General features: G+C 55.1%; 10 protein-coding genes and 7 pseudogenes. 7 read left to right on the forward strand and 10 right to left on the reverse strand.

Annotated features, from left to right (window positions below; all coding sequences use genetic code 11):
- Window positions 1–135 precede the first annotated feature (135 nt).
- From RBB80_RS33935 to RBB80_RS33965, 7 genes and pseudogenes are all read left to right on the forward strand, one after another.
- A complete protein-coding gene (locus RBB80_RS33935) occupies window positions 136–1,167 on the forward strand; it encodes an IS110 family transposase (protein ID WP_433964350.1) in 1,032 nt (343 codons plus the stop codon).
- 930 nt (window positions 1,168–2,097) lie between these two features.
- Window positions 2,098–2,643 (forward strand): phosphate-starvation-inducible PsiE family protein, encoded by a 546-nt coding sequence (locus RBB80_RS33940; RefSeq protein WP_433970303.1) that lies wholly within the window; start codon window positions 2,098–2,100, stop codon window positions 2,641–2,643.
- Between the two features lie 162 nt (window positions 2,644–2,805).
- Window positions 2,806–3,606: a DUF3300 domain-containing protein gene (locus RBB80_RS33945; protein WP_433970305.1), complete on the forward strand. Its 801-nt coding sequence runs from the start codon at window positions 2,806–2,808 to the stop codon at window positions 3,604–3,606.
- Window positions 3,607–4,344: 738 nt separating this feature from the next.
- Window positions 4,345–4,542: pseudogene (locus RBB80_RS33950) on the forward strand (IS30 family transposase); the annotation flags it as partial.
- 215 nt (window positions 4,543–4,757) lie between these two features.
- Entirely contained in the window at window positions 4,758–5,201 is a 444-nt protein-coding gene (locus RBB80_RS33955) for an IS30 family transposase (protein WP_433970422.1), read from the forward strand.
- Window positions 5,198–5,872 carry a hypothetical protein gene (locus RBB80_RS33960; protein ID WP_433970306.1) on the forward strand — a complete coding sequence of 225 codons (675 nt, stop codon included), beginning with the start codon at window positions 5,198–5,200 and terminating at the stop codon, window positions 5,870–5,872. The genes RBB80_RS33955 and RBB80_RS33960 overlap by 4 nt, the downstream gene beginning before the upstream one ends.
- 333 nt (window positions 5,873–6,205) lie before the next feature.
- On the forward strand, window positions 6,206–7,267 hold the full coding sequence (locus RBB80_RS33965) for a WD40 repeat domain-containing protein (protein WP_433970308.1): 1,062 nt from the start codon (window positions 6,206–6,208) through the stop codon (window positions 7,265–7,267).
- Between the two features lie 337 nt (window positions 7,268–7,604).
- Here RBB80_RS33965 and RBB80_RS33970 read toward each other — a convergent pair whose 3' ends face one another.
- From RBB80_RS33970 to fumC, 10 genes and pseudogenes are all read right to left on the reverse strand, one after another.
- Entirely contained in the window at window positions 7,605–8,228 is a 624-nt protein-coding gene (locus RBB80_RS33970; protein ID WP_433970309.1) for a reverse transcriptase domain-containing protein, read from the reverse strand.
- Window positions 8,229–8,281: 53 nt separating this feature from the next.
- A pseudogene (locus RBB80_RS33975) lies at window positions 8,282–8,389 on the reverse strand (hypothetical protein); the annotation flags it as partial.
- A pseudogene (locus RBB80_RS33980) lies at window positions 8,386–9,708 on the reverse strand (cytochrome ubiquinol oxidase subunit I). The pseudogenes RBB80_RS33975 and RBB80_RS33980, both read right to left, overlap by 4 nt.
- Before the next feature lie 155 nt (window positions 9,709–9,863).
- Window positions 9,864–10,016, reverse strand: a pseudogene (locus RBB80_RS33985) (chloride channel protein); the annotation flags it as partial.
- 39 nt (window positions 10,017–10,055) lie between these two features.
- Window positions 10,056–10,676, reverse strand: a complete 621-nt coding sequence (locus tag RBB80_RS33990) for a LutC/YkgG family protein (RefSeq protein WP_433970310.1) — start codon at window positions 10,674–10,676, stop codon at window positions 10,056–10,058.
- Window positions 10,663–12,062 (reverse strand): annotated as a pseudogene (locus RBB80_RS33995) (lactate utilization protein B). The gene RBB80_RS33990 and the pseudogene RBB80_RS33995 overlap by 14 nt, the downstream one beginning before the upstream one ends.
- Window positions 12,063–12,076: 14 nt before the next feature.
- On the reverse strand, window positions 12,077–12,868 hold the full coding sequence (locus RBB80_RS34000; RefSeq protein WP_433970311.1) for a (Fe-S)-binding protein: 792 nt from the start codon (window positions 12,866–12,868) through the stop codon (window positions 12,077–12,079).
- 2 nt (window positions 12,869–12,870) lie between these two features.
- Complete coding sequence (locus RBB80_RS34005) at window positions 12,871–13,422, reverse strand: FUSC family protein (protein WP_433970313.1); 552 nt, start codon at window positions 13,420–13,422, stop codon at window positions 12,871–12,873.
- 137 nt (window positions 13,423–13,559) lie between these two features.
- Window positions 13,560–15,251, reverse strand: a pseudogene (locus RBB80_RS34010) (NAD-dependent malic enzyme); the annotation flags it as partial.
- Window positions 15,252–15,312: 61 nt separating this feature from the next.
- Window positions 15,313–16,741 (reverse strand): annotated as a pseudogene (fumC, locus tag RBB80_RS34015) (class II fumarate hydratase).
- Between the last annotated feature and the right edge of the window lie 1,381 nt (window positions 16,742–18,122).

Consider the following 18,122-nt stretch of genomic DNA (forward strand, 5'->3'; position numbering starts at 1 on the left):
AGCATTTGTGGATCAGCTGATCAGATAGTGTTGCATCGACCGGTTGAGCTGGCAGGGGTTACTGAGATGGTCCGCCGCTTGAACTTCACCGTAGGGTGGAAGATCTTGTAGGCAGGTTCAAGGAGGATCATCGATATGCAGATTCGTTCGGTAGGGATTGACCTTGGCAAGACGACCTTTCACCTGGTGGCGCTCGGCGATAACGGCAAGGTGCTGCTGAAGAAGAAGTTCACCCAGAAGCAGCTGATCACGTTCACGGCGAACCTGCAGAGCTCGCTGATCGGCTTGGAGGCATGTGCCGGAGCGCACTTTCTTGGTCGTGCTCTGCGTGAACAGGGCCATGACGTGAAGCTCATTCCGGCTCAGTTCGTGAGGCCATTTGTGAAGTCCAACAAGAACGACTTCCTGGATGCAGAAGCTATCGCGGAGGCTGTCGATCGACAGAACATGCGTTTCGTGCCGATCAAGACAGATGACCAGCTCGATCTGCAGGCGCTGCATCGTGTGCGCGACCGCTTGATCACACGACGAACGTCCGTGATCAACCAGTTGCGTGCCTTCCTGCTGGAGCGCGGCCTAGTGTTCGCGAAGAGCCCGGCCAAGCTGCGCGAGCGTATGCCTGAGATCCTTGAGAACGCCGAAGAAGATCTCACTCCGCGGATGCGTAACCTGCTCGCTCTGCTTTGGAACGAGTGGAAGGATCTTGAGCAGCAGGTGGTCGATCTGAACCATGAAGTGGAGCTGATCGCTTCCAGTGATGCGGCATGCCTACGGCTCAGGCAGATCCCAGGCATCGGCCCTTTGGTCGCAACAGCGATCGTGGCTTCGATCGGCAACGGCGCTGCGTTCCACAAGGGGCGAGAGTTCGCCGCCTGGATGGGACTGGTGCCGAAGCAGTACTCGACTGGCGGCAAAGCAAAGCTCTACGGCATCAGTAAGCGAGGCAATCGCTACTTACGCAAGATCCTCATCCATGGAGCACGCGCCGTGGTCTTACGCTGCAAGCGAGAGCGGATTCCCATGGGAGCGTGGATGACGGCTCTTGAAACGAGAGCCCCACGCAACGTGCTCATCGTCGCGGCAGCCAACAAGCTCGCGCGGATCGCATGGGCGGTGCTATCGAGTGGCCAGGACTATCGGGCAGTTCAAGAGCCAGCTGCTGCGTAGGCAAGAGTAACCATCAAGATCAAGTTCTCCCACCGAGGTCTGCACCGGACAAGTAAGGATGAAAGAACAGTCAAAACGGCGCACCTGAAGCCTGTTTGCTCAAATGGCCCTTACACGGCCGAGGGGTTTCGAAGGACAGGTACGCGGCGTATCTCATCATGGCCAGGAGACACCTCTCCACACAACAGGTCGGATACATTGACGCAGACTTTCTTCATCCACCAACTTTTCCCTTGCAGTCAGACGGCGGACCATACATTGCGGCAACTTCAATCGAACTTGCCCAAAATGCGACTTTCGAGGAACGATGGCACGAACCGGACGTAGAATTTGAAGCATGCGTCTTTCACTTTCTATCAACGATCGCCAGGTTGCGCGTGCTTCGCTCGAAGGCAGCGGCTGGCTCGGAGCTCACGTCAGTCTCAGCAACGATAGAAAGTCTGACGAACCAGCTAACCGCGTGTGGCTTGTTGCAGCGGATATTTCAGAGGAGCCCAATAGCCCTTGCGTCATTGCTAACCCATACCTCCATCAGGTCGGGTAGAGGACTTGCACCTCCAAGCTGTCGAACATGCCCGGCACACAACTAAGCCGCTGGCGCGGCGGATGCTGCGCGTGCGATACTCCGGACATCATGGGGCTGCCGAATCGTTCTGAATCGACTTTGGCCTATTTTTTCTAACTCATCTTCCTTCAGCATGTTGCAGGCGAAAGTAGATTCAACTCCCATAGCCTGACCGCATCCCCCGCAAACTCCAGCGGCTCCCTTCAAGTCGCTGTATCCGAACCGCCCGCACAGAAGCGGTGACAAAACCAGCGCCACAATGGGCGGGCCAGATACGGCACTTAAGACATATCGGTACTAATCCAGTGTCGTTGAAAGGCGGACGATCGGTGACGAACAAAATACTTACTCTGACATCTGAGTTCATGGACCTGCGCTCAAAATGGAAAACCCTGTCGCTCTATGAGCGATTTGAGCAGACGGTCGTCTCGGTACTCACGCTGGTGATAGCCATCATCGTAGCGCTCGCCGCCTGGCAATTGCTGCTGCACACACTAAGCCTGGTCGAAACCCATGCGGTAAACCCTGCCGATTCCCAGGCATTTCAGGGTCTCTTTGGCATGGTGCTCACGGTGCTGATCGCTCTCGAATTCAAGCACACGCTGCTGGTCGTCAGGCATCATCGCCGCGCCATCGTCCAGGTACGCGCCGTAGTGTTGATCGCTCTGCTCGCACTGGTTCGCAGGTTCATCATCCTCGATCTCTATCAGACCACTCCGACTGTGGTCGCAGCCTTGGCCGGAGCCGCCCTCGCGCTCGGAATTGTATTTTGGCTCGTCGCCAATTGCGCACCCCGTTGGAGGAAGATGTGTTGCAGGAGTGACCATCGCGATACCTGGCGGGCAAAAACCGGGCTCAACCGCATGATTTGTTCTCACGAATTCAGGCTTCAACGAAGGGAGAGACCATGAACAACGCTAAGGTCAGGTACGGACTCGAACACCTCAACAATTTGTCAGCATGCTTCTCCGCAAGAGCCCGGGCGGGTCCCACCATGGGCGTCCAGATAAAGCGCATGCATCTTATGCATCTCTCCCACATTGCTCTGGTCATCTCGAACCATGGATCGAGAGATGGGGTTCAATCCGCCTGCTGCTCCTGGTGTGCCTGATCCTGATACTTGGGGGCAGCCCCTAGTATCGTTTGCACAGCCGGTAGCACTGAGTCCGACCCAGCTGGATCAACTCGTGGAGCGCATCGCACTGTATCCTGATCCCCTCCTGGCAAATATGCTCACTGCTTCGACCTACTGGAGCGAGATTCCTGAAGCAGCATCCTGGGCAGATCAGCACAGCTATCTGAAAGGGGATGCGCTGGCTCAGGCCATGCAGGCGGACCATTTGCAGTGGGACCCCAGCATCCTGGCCTTGTTGCCCTTCCCTTCGGTTCTGGACATGATGGCACGGGACCCGGCATGGACGGAGCAACTCGGTAATGCGGTCCTGACGCAGGACGCGGAGGTTATGGATGCCGTGCAGCGGATGCGCCAGCGTGCCAGGAGCTACGGTTATCTGGCACCGAATAGCTACATCAATGTCATCGCGACCGGAGGGTATATCCAGATCGTTCCCGTCGATCCAAATGTGGTTTACGTTCCGTATTACGACCCTCTCGTGGTCTTCGCGCCACCGCGGCCTGGCTTCGCGATTGCGGGCGCAATCCACTTCGGCCCGGGAATCACCATTGGTGCGGTATTCGGTGGATGGGGATGGTGGCTTGGCTCAGGATTTCTCTGGCCTTCACACACCATCCTGATCGATCGCCGTCCATGGACTCGAGCGTGGGTCGACCGAGTTGGATACGTTCATCCTTACGCGCATCCATGGGTGCGACCGGTAGCGCCGCGCGTGGAGGTACATCGGTTGAAAAAGTAGGTAGACCATATCTGGCGGATCCATAACGAGAGATGGTCCGGGGAATAGTGTTGCATCGACCGGTTGAGCTGGCACGACGTTGCGGGCACTACGGGATTACTTCCAGGATTGCCCTACCTCATCAAACGTTTTTGAAATCATGATGAGACAGGTCAGTCTCCGTTAGTGACCGAACCTTCTACCCTCTTCTTACTTCGAATTGGTTTGCGCGACGCAGCTTGTTCGCTCGGAATGCTTCGCCGTTGGACTTGCTCCGCGAAGCCTTGTGCCTGGAGGAACTCCGCCTCTGTATCAACTTCAAGTACAAAGAAACAGCCTCTCAAATCAAATTCGTCAATTATTATCTCTTTTGCGTCCATTGAGGTGATTAGTCCGAGTTCCGTGAGTTCCGATACACACAGTGACTTGCTCTCGTAAACGCCCAACCAAATTCGCCGAGGTGGACCCGGAGCAACTACTCGCACTTTGTAAGTCTTGTAGTCCCTCGAGATCATAAGCCGCGCATACATTGCGAGATTATAGCCAACCAATTCTTAGACTCCCTGCTCGGATCGATAGCGTGCGATTCCCCCGAATCTGGTTTTGGGAAACTACGACCGCTACAGAGTGAACTTGCCGAAAAGGTGGGTGGTCTCAACCGGTCAATGCAACACCATCTGATATGAATTCTTTTTTCTAAAGGTGGTGTTTATGGCACAAGGGAAACGAAACAGACTTTCCACTGAACAGCGGATCGAGATGTGGCGGCGCTGGAAGGCTGGCGAGTCATTGCATGAGATTGGGCGTGCCTTGGGCAAGGGGCATGGTTCTATTCGGTTCCTGTTGACGCAGCGCGGCGGGATCGTTCCTGCTGCTCGTCGGCGTTCACCGCGGACGCTGACGTTGGCCGAGCGGGAAGACATCTCACGTGGAATCGCATCCGGTTCGTCGATTCGGGAGACAGCCAGCGGGCTGCAACGGCCTGTGTCGACGGTGAGCCGGGAGGTGGCGCGTCACGGCGGGCGGCCACTCTATCGAGCCAGTGAAGCTGATCGTCAGGCCTGGGAGTCAGCTCTGCGACCTAAGGCGTGTCTTCTGGCTAACCATGAGGAACTGCGGACGATCGTGGCCAGTAAACTGATCCTGGACTGGTCGCCGGAACAGATCTCGAAGTGGTTGAAGGTAAGCTATCCCAGGAACGAGAGCATGCGCATGTCTCACGAAACCATCTACCGCAGCTTATTCATCCAGGCCCGTGGAGTGCTGAAAAAGAGCTGGTTCAGCACCTCAGGTCCAAACGGCTTATACGTCGCTCACGGCACTCGCGGGCTGACGGAAAATCCCAGGGTCAGATCGTCGATGCCATCTCCATCCGGGAAAGACCTGCGGAGGTTGAGGATCGCGCTGTTCCCGGTCACTGGGAGGGCGATCTGCTCGCAGGCAGCAAAAACACTCACATCGCAACCCTGGTAGAACGACACTCGCGTTTCGTCATGCTCATCAAAGTGCCCAGTAAAGATACAGAGACAGTCGTCGCCGCGCTGAGCAGGCACGTCCTTAAACTCCCTGCGACTCTGCGGCGCTCGCTGATTGGAAAGACTGGTCGCCATGGTTGATGAGCTCCCAACACGGCCAACCGCCGGACAGCGCTAAACTCGACGAACAAGGGCACTTTTCGCTTCCTGCTCTCGGAACCGAATCTCATTCCTTTCTCTTCAACTATTTTTGGCCTGACTATGCCATTAGAAAGATCACTATCGACGGAAACGAAGTGAGCCCAGACGACATCCGTTTGTCCTATGGCCAGGTTGCTCATATGGTCGTTGACGTCACCACGGTGACGAGTCAGGGAAGCGTTCACAGCGCACCCTCAAACCCGCCAATCGACTCCTTCCGAGATCTATGCGCGAATTTCGTCGGGGCACCCGCCTATTCTGCTCTCCTGATCCCTGATCCCATGGCGTCTCCCAATCCGCAATTTCCGATAAAGCAGGGCAGGGAGACGGGGACTTTGTATACGGCATCGTTCCATGGAATCCTGCCCGGGCATTATCGTGTGCTCGCATTCGAGAATCTTCTTTTCGCAAATGAGTTCCGGAGAAGAGCCGGTCAGGCGTTGCTGGAAAATCCAGATTTGGTGCAAGCGTTAGCTGTGTTCGGGAAGCCCGTAGAAGTAGTCGCCGGGAAGTCCTTCGACTTCGAGACACCCCTCATCACCGAAAAACTTCAGGGGCTGCTGGCTCAGTTCGGTATTCCAGTACCGGCCTACTCAACGTTCCTTCGCTGATAAATTCTGCTTAATCAAGAGCAGTATCGGAAACTTGAACGAACTTGCCGAAAACATGGGTGGTCTCAATGGGTCGACGCAACACTCAGCTCAGACCCGCATTCATTGAAAACAAAAGCTAAATGCGCTGGCTAGAGTTAGATCAGCCGGAACCTCACCCTGGCTAGGTTTGGCCACATCAGCCAAACAGATCGATTCTTCAGAGTAAGCATCTGTGGATCAGCTGATTAGATAGTGTTGCATCGACCGGTTGAGCCCGCCTGACTTTACGGGCGCTTCATAAAAGATCGTCTGAAAGGGTAATTTCTATTCATGAGTCGAGCGATCTGCATCATGGCCTTATTTTCGTCCCTTCTTGTAATAGCGCAGGAGAAGCCTGTGGGGCCACCCGCCATCAACTCGTTCCCCGATTCGGACTTCACGCTCCGCGACCACGGCGTGAAACCACAGAAAGGTAGGGTCGTGCTGGGACCAATGGAAAGCGACGGCAAGGGAGGAACTAAAGGCTCCTTCGCGGTATATGGAGGCGCACCCATGACTCAAGTTGGAAGCCTGTCGTTCAGTGGCGACGGAAAGATGTTAGCGGTTGGAAGTACGCCCGGGCATGTAGACGTGTGGGACATTGAAAAGCGAACAAAGCTTTTCTCATTAGACGGAGGCACCACGGTTGCATTGAGTCCGGATGGTCGCCTGCTTGCGAAGGATGGAAACGGAATCGAGATTTGCGACGCGGCGACGGGCAAACTGATCAGGAGAATTCCGTGGTCCATCACAACCTCAACTCCAGGCGTTCAGCGAATGATCAAGAAGTTGGAGTTCAATGCTGCGGGAAGCCAGTTGGAGGTCTCCTCAAACGGTGAAAATGATTTGGTTTTCGGTGTTTCCTCCGGCCAGTTGGTAGCCACTCTCACAAGCACGCAGCAGGGGCAGTTCTCACGGGACGGGACGGTCTTTGTTGGCGGCAACGGAAAACACTTGATTGCATGGAGTACGAACGATTGGAGCAAGGTTAGCGATGTGCCGAATGGCCCCGACTACGTCACGCAAATTGCTGCTTTCCCCGAGAAAGACCTCGCAATTGTAGGAGGCCCGAACAGTGCCCGCCTTATCCATGTCAGTTCGGGAGAAGACGTTGCAAAGGTGGGATCGGGGTACACGAATTTTGCCGCATTCAATCAAGACGGGACTTTGGTTTTCACCTACACGGGTGGCGGCTTCGGTGTTTGGGATACCAGTGGAAAACAGTATTGCCACAAGGAAGGTCTCGGCAATGGCACCGCCGCAATCAGTTCTGATGGCCGCTGGCTAGCTGCGGCGATGGTGGACGGTGGTACGGATGTAGCGATCTGGAATCTCAAAAACATTACAAGTGCTTGTGGCGGCTCGGCTCCATGACGGGCCCGTGACCGCAATTTCTTTTATTGTCCGCTTGTCATGTCTCCGCAGATCCTGTGCCCTCACTCGACGCGGTCATCGTTCAGCTCCACTGAGTGCTTCCACCCGGATGATCCGCGTTCGTGAAACGGAGTTATGGGAAACGTCAACGAAGTTGCCGATAACCCGACTTTGGGGGCGCTAGGGATAACTGTCGCGGTAGGGACGACCATTGCTGATCGCCCCCGCACAGATCCGTACGAGCGCGTCTACGCATACGGCTCTTACGAAGGATGAGTGGCGTAGAAGCGTGCATCAGGATAGGGGTGCAGAACGCGGGGCGGAGGAATCCACCGGTTCAAGACTGGAGTGAGACGTTCCCAACGCATCTCTGCGCGCTGGCTGCGGCGGACCAGAACACTCTGCCATAGCCTGCACACGCGAAGCTTGAAGATGCGTAGCTGTGTCGTGTTCCCAGGAACTGCATGGTATTGGTAGTAGCCCAGCACGACCTTCCGAAGCCATCCCCCGACTTCGGCCACGCGATCATGCCTCCGGCATTGAAGCTCGACCTTGATGCCTTGAGCTTCGCAACCATTCGCTTTTTCGCAGTGATCCGACCTACGGTGAAGGTCCCGCTCTTGTGGCGTTGCCCACAGTAGTGGGTGAAGCCCAGGAACGTGAAGGTCTCCGGTTTCCTCTCTCCACGCAGCTTCCGGTCGCGAGCGGCGAACCGCCCGAACTCGATCAGTCGTGTCTTGTCAGGATGTAAATCCAAGCCGAACTTCGCCAGCCGTTCCTGGAACTCCGGCAGGAACCGCTCGGCATCCATCCGGTGCTGAAAACCCACCACAAGATCGTCAGCGTAACGGACGACGATAACGTCGCCACTCGCCACTTTCCTGCGCCAGACATCAGCCCATAGATCGAAGACGTAATGCAGGTACACGTTGGCAAGCAGCGGCGATGCCACTGCTCCCATACAGGCTGGATCGCCTGCGCAATCAAGTCGCGCTGACCCTGCTTTCGCGGTCCAGAGCAGACTAGATCCCAAAAGCCCGCGCCATAGTCAGCTCCGCCGAGCAGTGAGTAGATCACCAGCGAGATCAGCATGATCGCCGCTAGGATTACACATGCGTTCATACGAGAACCTCCGGATGTTCGATTTGCTTCGTCTCCGGCGCTGCGATCACGTGCCGGCTCAATAGCCAAACAACGACAATTCCGAGAATCACGTACACCGCTATCATCACCGAGAGGGTGAGCGTCACGTTCGGCATCGAAGTCACTGCATCTTTCGTGCGCATGAGGTGATAGATGATCCAGGGCTGACGACCCAACTCCGTCACGATCCATCCTGCTTCCAGAGCTACAAAACCAAGTGGGCTGACGAGAACGAGCGCCTTCAGAAAGAGTGTGTGCAGAGGGCGTTTCTTCCAGGAAATCCAGCTTGACGCAAGAGCGAAGAGAGATAAAAGGCTGCCGCAACCGACCATGATCTGAAAACAGATGTGAACAATCCGCACATTTGGCCAGTCGGCCTGTGGCTCCTGGTCGAGTCCTTTGATCAGCGCGTTGTATTTATGAAACCCCAACAGGCTCAGCCCATGCGGAATTTCAATGGCATACTTTGTCTCGCGTTCCTCCGGAAAGGGAATCCCACCGATGCGCAGCGGTGCGCCAATTTCGGTGTGGAACTGACCCTCCAAGCTAGCCAGCTTCATCGGTTGCTTGTCCGCTACCATGCGGGCTAGCGCATCTCCGCTCACGCTCTGAAGGATTACGGCCACACCTCCAACCAGCAGTGCGATTCCGATGGCTGCCTCATCGAATCGATTCCTTCCGCGGCGCAGGAGAAGCCACCCATGGATACCGGCTGTCGCAAAGCCCGCTGCGGTATACGCCGCCAGGACCATGTGCACGGCTTCTGGAACTCCTGCCGGATTCAGCATTGCAACAAGCGGATGGATGTTCTCGAAATTTCCAGCCACGATGTCGAAGCCTGCCGGTGTATTCATCCAGCCGTTCACCAGCGTGACAAATATCGCCGAGAGGACGCCACTGACCGCGACAATGATGCCCGAGGCAAGGTGAAGTCACCCTGGCACTCGGTTCCAGCCATACAGGTAGATTCCAAGAAAGATCGCTTCGGTAAAGAAGGCGAAACCTTCGAGCGAAAACGGCATGCCTATGACTGAACCTGCATACTGCATGAACCTCGGCCATAAGAGTCCGAGTTCGAAGGACAAGACAGTACCGGAGACAGCGCCGACTGCGAAGAGAATGGTTGTCCCCTTCGCCCAGCGCTTTGCCAGTAAGAGGTAGGCCGGATCGCCAGTCGACCTCCACCGCCATTCGGAGATAGTCATCATCAAGGGCAACGAAACACCAATCGTTGCAAAGATGATGTGGAACGCGAGCGACATCGCCATCTGGGATCTTGCCGCTATGAAATTGTCCATTTCGCTCTTCTCCTATTCATGGGCGTGCGGAGCGACGTGCAATCTTATGCACTAAAGAATCGCGTAGCAGTCCTTACTCTATTCAGAACTGGATCTCGGGTGCCAATCGGGATATCTTCATGGTGCGCTCTCCAGGTGGGTTGTGTTTTGCGTTCCACACAGAGATGAAACGCCGAGACTGATCCGGTAACAGCGAGCGAAATCGGGATCAGAAAGTCGTGCCCGACACGGGTAAACTCGAAGATCAGAACGATCACGGTCAGCGGCATCTTCATCGAAGATGCCAGAAATGCCGCGCTTCCGATCAGCTCGTGTTTCCATGTTTGATCCACTAACGTCGCTAGCGTTCAGTCAGCCGTTTGCACAGGCGATAAGAAGAATATGTTTAAAGAACGAGCGCCCTGAGCGCCGTGCACCAGAGTGGCCTCCACATCCGCGGTTGCAGACGGCCCCATCATGAAACACCCGAATGCTGTTTCATTGAGTCGGACGCGACAGTAAGCTGCGTGCATATCCGGCACGATCTCATTCGGATCTAGAAGAACAATGAGGTGTTGCGAAAGGAAGCCTAGAGCATCGACAATAAGGTCTTCCTGCGTCAGCCAGACGGCGCCACTCTCCGCCACGCCGAATTGCGCGCGAACGATCCCCACATCGACGTCGGCGAGTTCGTGTGGATCGTTAACTTCGCTTGCTCTACGCGTGCCGATGATCTCCGGTACGGCGGAGCAAATCACCTTCGCTCCTGGATGAAGCGCCTTCAACGTCGCCTCGGCCACCGCCACACTACCAACATCGTGAGCGGCTCCTCCGGCTTTTTGGAGATGTACTTCAAACTCCGGTTTGAGAGGGTTGTCTGCTCGATGAAAGACCGGGATCTGAGGAAGCTCTACCTCTTGCTTAGAGAGAAAGAGGTTGCTGTATCGGATCGCATTCAGAATTGCTGCGCGACTCCTAGTCGTTTCCATGCTCACTCCGATTTGCGAGATACCACTCGCGGAAAGTCTGCTTTGCTGGTTCAGGGAGCTGCCGCTCGCGTCCCCATGGATTCAATGAGTGGTTGTACAACAGGAAGTCCGGAGCATAGTCCAGCGCGGGAGCACCTACTTCTTCTATCAGGCGGAATTCTTCCGGATGTCCGAAGGCGTGACCGGCTGCCGCAAATGCCAGGCGTTTTACCAATGGAAGATATCCCTTTTTCGCCATCACCCTACGCCACTTGAAAATCTGATCGCTTATATCGATCTTCACGGGGCAGACGTCCGAACACGATCCACATAAAGTGGAGTGAAACGGAAGCTCACTGTACTTGAACTCGTCGAAAGTAGGATCGAGGATTACGCCGATTGGTCCGGAATAAGTGGCACCGTAGGACAAACCGCCGCTGCGACGATAGACCGGACAGGTGTTCATGCAGGCTCCGCAGCGGATGCACTTCAATGAATGCCAGAAATCGGGCATGCCAAGCCGTCGGCTCCGTCCGTTATCGACCAGAACAATGTGAAGCTCACCACCTTTGCGGGGTCCACTGAAATGAGAAGAATATTGGGTGAGCGGCTCTCCTTCCGCGCTACGAGCAAGCAACCTCAAGAAGACGCCCATATCTTCCACCCGCGGAATCATCTTCTCGATGCCAATGCTCGCGATGTGCAGCGGGGCACGGACGCACCAATGTCTGCATTCCCTTCATTGGTGCAAACCATGAAGGTTCCCGTTTCGGCGATGGCGAAATTTCCGCCTGTCATGCCCGCTCCCGCGGATAGAAATCTCGGACGAGCGTTGTTTCGCATGACCTCGGTCAAGAAATGCGGATCATCATTATTTGGATCCGTGCCTATCTTGCGTGCGAACAATTGAGCTACGTCCTGGCGCGTTTTGTGGATTGCGGGAAACACAATGTGGCTGGGCGGCTGATCGTCGAGTTGCTGGATTCGCTCACCCAGATCGGACTCGATGACTTTGATTCCGCGGTTTTCGAGGAATGGTGTCATCTGACACTCTTCCTGGAGCATGGACTTGCTCTTGATCAGTTCCTTCACTCCGTGACTCTCGAGAATCGAGTACACGATCGCGTTGTGTTCGGCGGCATCCATAGCCCAGTGCACATGCGCGCCGCGCTTTGTGGCATTGGCCTCGAACTCTTCGAGGTAATGATCGAGGTGAGTGAGAGTATGTTCCTTGATCTTCGAGGCAAGCTCGCGCAGTTCCTCCCATTCCGGGAGGGCTGCTGCCTGCGCGTCGCGCCGCTGCATTGTTGTCCACAAGAAGCGATCGTGCATCGGTTCATGCACTTGATCATGGAGGATAAATAGCTCAGCTGCCGCTGCGGGCTCAGCTTTTTTCGCGTTACTCATGGCAGGATCTCCTCTTAAAATGGGCCACCGTTTAAGACTTGGGCGACGTGAATGTATTTGAGATCCAGATCGGCGCGCCGCGCGATTCCTTGCTGGTGCATCAGGCACGACATGTCAGGCGAGACTACGTATTCGGCCCCGTGCCGAAGATGATCATGAACCTTATCCAGGCCCATCCTTGCTGAGACAGCCTCATCCGTTATGCAGAACGTGCCTCCAAATCCACAACAATCATCCGGCCGATCTACGGGAACAATGACTAGGCCCTTGACTTTAGAAAGCAGCGATGCTGTTTTGTCGAATGGTTCCCCCATGATTTCGGATGGCTTCGCGATTCCGAGGCCCCGGATGGAGCTGCAGCTATTGTGCAAAGCGACGGACTGTCGAAACTCCGCCCATGGGAAGGAGTCGACTTGCAAAATATCGTGGAGGAACTCCACTAACTCATACGTATGTTGCCGAACGTGCCTAACATCATCTGTCTGTTCGATGGTATCGAAATGGCATCTGACCTGTTTGACGCAGCTACCTGCCGGGCCGACGATGTAGTCATAGCTCCTAAAGTTCCGAACAAAGAGATTCTCGGCAGCAGCGGCATTGGCCTCATCGCCGCTATTCGACATAGGCTGTCCGCAGCAGGTTTGGTTGAGCGGGAAGTGCACATCGAGCCCGAATCTCTCTAGAAGCTGCAGGGTAGCAATTCCCACTTCTGGGAAGATCATGTCGATATAGCAGGGAATGAAGAGACCAACTCTTAGTCTTTTCTGAATGGTCGAACTGTTTGTGACTGAAATCGGAGAGGTCATTTCTATTCTCCTTCCTGTCCGAGAAGTATCCCCACCCGTGAAGCAAGAAGCCCGACTATGATGCCAACGGAGGTGTCGACAAGTCGGAGAATGGGTTGTATCCAGGCTGGGCCCTTACTTATTCCGGCAACAACAAACACTACGGCAGTCGTAATGGCCGTTGTAACGATGTCCTCGGAAAGGCCAATCAGACCCAAAATGACGGTGCCGATCCAGATAACCGCGGCCATCCCGAAGACATTGAACGGGAAAATGAGAAAGTATAAGAAGCAGAGTGCGAAACTAAGGAATGTCGCCAGCGTCCGCGATATCGCCGCGCGACCGCTCTGGAGAGCTCTGTGTCGAAACACAAAGATTGTCGCTACTACTGCCCACATACCTCCGAGCAGGTCATTGTCGTGAGATACAGAATACTCACGCGCAAGGATGCTCGTGATGAGCCAATAGCTGATGAGACAGGAGATTGCCAGCATGGTCCCAAAGCCAACCCCGTGGCTCATTCGTGACATGCGGCTTCCGACGGCGACACCTTCATTGTGTGTGGATTCCATCATTTAGTCCTCATCGAGTCCACATGTAGCGCAGACGGCCACATCTGGTGCAGTGGGGAGGCCTCTCACAAATCGATAGCTTTAATGTCTTTATGGGAAGAGGCCTGTTTGTCTACAAGCACGAATTGTGTCTTGCTGTCCTAATCGGCGGCCGTTTCAACAGCTAGTTCGGCGGCATACTCCGGCTTGTACACGTGCCCGCGAATGAAGGCGACCATGTCTTTGGGGCGATTGACTCTCGCCAGTCCTGCGTCGAAGACGAGCTTGGCAACTCGCGCGGCCGTTTGAATCTCGACCTCGAGAATGTTCGACTGCGGCGGGTACAGCATGCCGAGCTTCAATTGATCCGGGGTAACCTGGTCGGCGACGGCGTGTGCCGCTTCGATGAACATTGCATCTGTGACTCGCTTCGCCTTTGTGGCGTAAATGGCCATCCCGACGGCCGGAAAGACATACAGATTGTTGGCCTGTGACGGCAAGAACGTCCAACCTTCAAAGTGAACGGGAGGGAACTGCACTCCGCCCGCGTAGATCGCCTTGCCCTTCGACCACGCATAGGCATCTTCAGGCACACACTCGTGTTTCTGGGTCGGATTGGACATGGCGAAGATAATCGGGCGAGCGTTGAGAGCCGACATCGCTTCAACGATCTCACGCGAGAAGAGCTTTCCGATGGTACTCGTACCAATGAGAATGGTGGGCTTGAAATCCTCGATCGCATCGATGATCACTGGATACTCCGTTGCCGGATCGAGATGGTTGAAGGGTTTGGTCGGCGGTAATTTGTGAGCGAAGGGAAGCTTATGCGCCGCAAGGTCCGTCCGTCCCGCAACCACCAGTCCGTGTGAATCAAAGAGGCGAATCTGCTTGCGAGCGTCGTCGATGGCAACACCTTGATCGACAAGTGCAGAAACGATTAAGTTAGCAAGGCCAGTGCCCGCAGATCCTGCGCCAACAAACAGGATTCGTTGCTCCTTGAGCTGGCCGCCGGTGATCTTCAGCGCATTGATCAGTCCTGCGAGGGTTACGCTAGCTGTTCCCTGGATGTCGTCGTTGTAGCAGGACACCTTGTCGCGATAGCGTGCAAGCAGGTTGACTGCATCGATGCCATTCCAGTCCTCAAAGTGCAGGCAGCAGTTCGGAAACACTTCCTGGACCGCATCCACAAACTCGTCCACGAAAGCGTAGAGCTCCTCGGTTGGCGGGCGGTGCTGGCGCACCCCCAGATATAGCGGATCCTGCAGATAGGTTTCATTATTTGTACCCGCATCGAGCATGATCGGCAACAGACCCTGCGGCGGCACTCCCGCGGCTGCGGTGTAGAGCTGCAGCTTTCCAATCGGAATGCCCATACCGTTCGCGCCGATGTCTCCAAGGCCGAGAATACGGCCGCCAGTGGTAACGCAGATAAATCTCACGTCTTTGACGGGCCAGTTGCGGAGCACTTCCTTGACATGGCCTTTCCGGGCCATCGAAAGATACATTCCGCGAGGGCGACGGAAGATCTGGTCGAACTTTAGGCAGGCCTCGGCAATCGTCGGGTCGTAGACGATCTCGAGGAAGCGGGCAGGATCGGACATCAATGTGTGGTAGAACAACGTCTCGTTGTTTTCCAGAAGACTCATCAGGTAGATGAAACGGTCGAGGTCGGTAGTTTTTGTCTCGAGCTGCAGCATTACGCGGGAGAGTTGCGTCTCGATCGACTCTGTCACGTCTGGCAATAAACCCACGATTCCAAGAGTCTGCCTTTCGGTATCCATGAATGCGGTTGATTTGTTGAGCGATGAATCTCGGAGTAGATCGATTCCGCGTTTGGTGGTCGACATGTTTTTCCGTCCCTTTCGTGTTGTTTACTTCGTTGGCTTGTAAACGAATCAGAAGATCTGGGTCCGTTCAGCTGGCTTTCGCAACGTATGGATGCACCATCTTCGCCGGATCGACGACCCGGTCGAACTCGTCTTCTGTCACGTATCCCAGCTTCAGTGCGGCTTGCTTGAGTGTCAGGTCGTGGTCGAGGGCATAGTGTGCAATCTCCGACGCTTTGTCATAACCAATGACAGGCGCAAGAGCGGTAACCAGCATCAGGGAGCGATCAACATATTCCTTGATCTTCTTCAAATTTGGCTGTGTCCCGTCGATAAGAAACTTCCGGAAGTTTGTGCACCCGTCAGTCATGATCGTGATGGAGTGAGCAATATTGAAGATGATCAGAGGCTTGTACACATTCATCTCGAGGTAGCCGCCGGCGCCCCCGAATCCAACCGCTACATCGTTGGCCATCACTTGCACCGCGAGCATCGTCAGTGCTTCGGCCTGGGTAGGATTCACCTTACCGGGCATGATGGACGAGCCCGGCTCATTCGACGGAATCACCAATTCAGCGAAACCGGCACGCGGACCGCAGGATAACAGCCGGATGTCGTTTGCGATTTTGTAGAGCGACACTGCCAGAGTGCGTAACGTGCCGGAGAGTTGAACGAGGGCATCGTGAGCGCCCTGCACGGTGAACTTGTTTGGCGCGCTCACAAAGGGAAGGCCCGTGAGCTTCGCAATTTCGCCTGCGGCTGCCTCGCCAAATCCTGGGGCGGTGTTGATGCCTGTCCCTACGGCTGTGCCGCCCAGAGCGAGGCGATACACGCTCTTCAGCGCGTCCTCAATATATTCGAGATCTTCGCTGAGCATACCAGCATATCCCGACCACTCCTGCCCAAGCGTGAGTGGCGTAGCATCTTGCATATGCGTCCGACCGATCTTTACGATGTCTTTCCATTCCTCGGCTTTCGCCGCGATTGCATCGCGCAGCGCAATCACCGCGGGTATAAGTCTCTCTTTCACGTTCACTGCCGCCGCAATGTTCATCGCCGTGGGAAAAGAGTCATTAGATGACTGCGACATGTTGACGTGGTCGTTAGGATGCACGGGCTTCTTGCTGCCAAGTGGCGTCCCCGCGAGTTCGCAGCAGCGGTTGGAAATCACTTCATTCACGTTCATATTGAATTGCGTGCCGCTGCCTGTCATCCAGACGTGCAGAGGAAACATATCCTGATGCTTACCGGCAAGGAACTCATCGCAGGTCTGAACAATGAGCGTGTAGTGCTCGCGATCAAGCCTGCCGCCTTCGTGATTTGCGTTGGCGGCGGCCTTCTTCAGGATCGCGTAGGCTGCGATCATTTCACGGGGATCAGATCTTTCCCGATGCTGAAATGCTCGAGCGATCGCTGGGTCTGTGCCCCCAGAGCACGGTGCTCGGCACCCTCACCTCGCCGATGCTGTCGGATTCAACTCTGAAGCTTGATTGCAGTAAGTCAATGGGTGCTTCCATCGATTCTCCTTGTGTCCAAGTCAGCTCTCGTATTCAAGGATCGCAATCGGCGTGTCCTCTCGATAGCGATCTGTCTTCTGCGGTTTCGCAATTAGATAAGCAGGTATCCTGCCAATTGCTAAGGTGCTGAAAAGAGATAGGCCATCATTCGATTCATGCTGCACCCTCAGCAAAATGACGAGCGCTCAGCACAACGTGCTGGAATCAAAAACTGACCAGCAACGGATGGACTCACCTTTCGAGGTAGGTTGGCCTACGTGGGCGGAAAGAGAATCTGATGGCAGGAGCCGCTCGTCTGAAGCGAGAGCCGTCCCTAGGAGGATGACATTTCCCGTACTTGTTAATTCCCAAACCTCGGATTTTCGATTCAAGCGTCTGTCGCGGAGTCCCGAATTTCGCAGCCCCACCTGAAGGTCCGGAGATGGTGCCATGGCACTCAGCCAGAGCAGCTTCAATCATCTCTACTTCACGATCTGAAAGCGTCTAACCCTCCTGCTGCGACGATGTCTAACCACCCCTTGAGGTTTCGGCTTGGCGCGCTTCCGGTCATCGATATCGGCGTTGATTCCATACCAACGGACGACGTTTGCCTAGTTCAATTGTTCGGACGTACATTAAGGAATCATGTGTTATCCGAAACCTGCGGCTGTGCCCCTTCGGCTCGCTCGCGAAGAATCCACTCGCGCACATAGGGAGGGCAGTGAACCAATAAAATACCCCCGTCCTCGCAGTCACTCAGGAATCGTACAACCTCAACGTCCACAAGCGTGACCTCTGCTAAGTCCAGGAATATGCGAACGCTGTCATCGTCCATTTCAGCCCGTATGCTGCCGATATTGGACGATTGAATTCGGCCGCTGAACCGCAGGCTCGTAGTACCTCCATCCGACTCCTTTTCAATCCTCAACATTGGTCGACCATTCCTTTCGGGCGCGATCGCGGACTGCTAATGTGATGGTGGATCCGCTTGGCGAAGAGGTCGGTATAGACAGAGCCAATCCCAGTGGAACCGCCAGTGGTCCCGACGGAAGGGATAGAAGTCATTATGGCTCCTCTTTATCAACTCATCGTCGGTTGCTGGATTCGAGGGTCCACGGTCCTACAGTATCCGGGTATGCATGGCAAGCACCATTCGTAAACAACTGAAGCAAAATGGACGACATCGATTCCTAGAGCTGCGTTTTCGGCAAAATGACGAGGACTCAGCCAGTTGCCTGACTCGCTGAACCTGAGGCTAGCTGTTGATACGTGTATGTGGACGACGCGCCCGTCGAGCAGGTAACTTCCGCAAAGGCGACCTGTAACACGTCGTGCGTGGTGCGCGGGCCGACGTCTACTTTATGTCAAAACCGAGCGGGATGCACATCTGATTTCATAGACA

It is taken from the genome of Tunturiibacter gelidiferens, assembly GCF_051013345.1.
Taxonomy (GTDB): Bacteria; Acidobacteriota; Terriglobia; order Terriglobales; family Acidobacteriaceae; genus Edaphobacter; species Edaphobacter gelidiferens_A.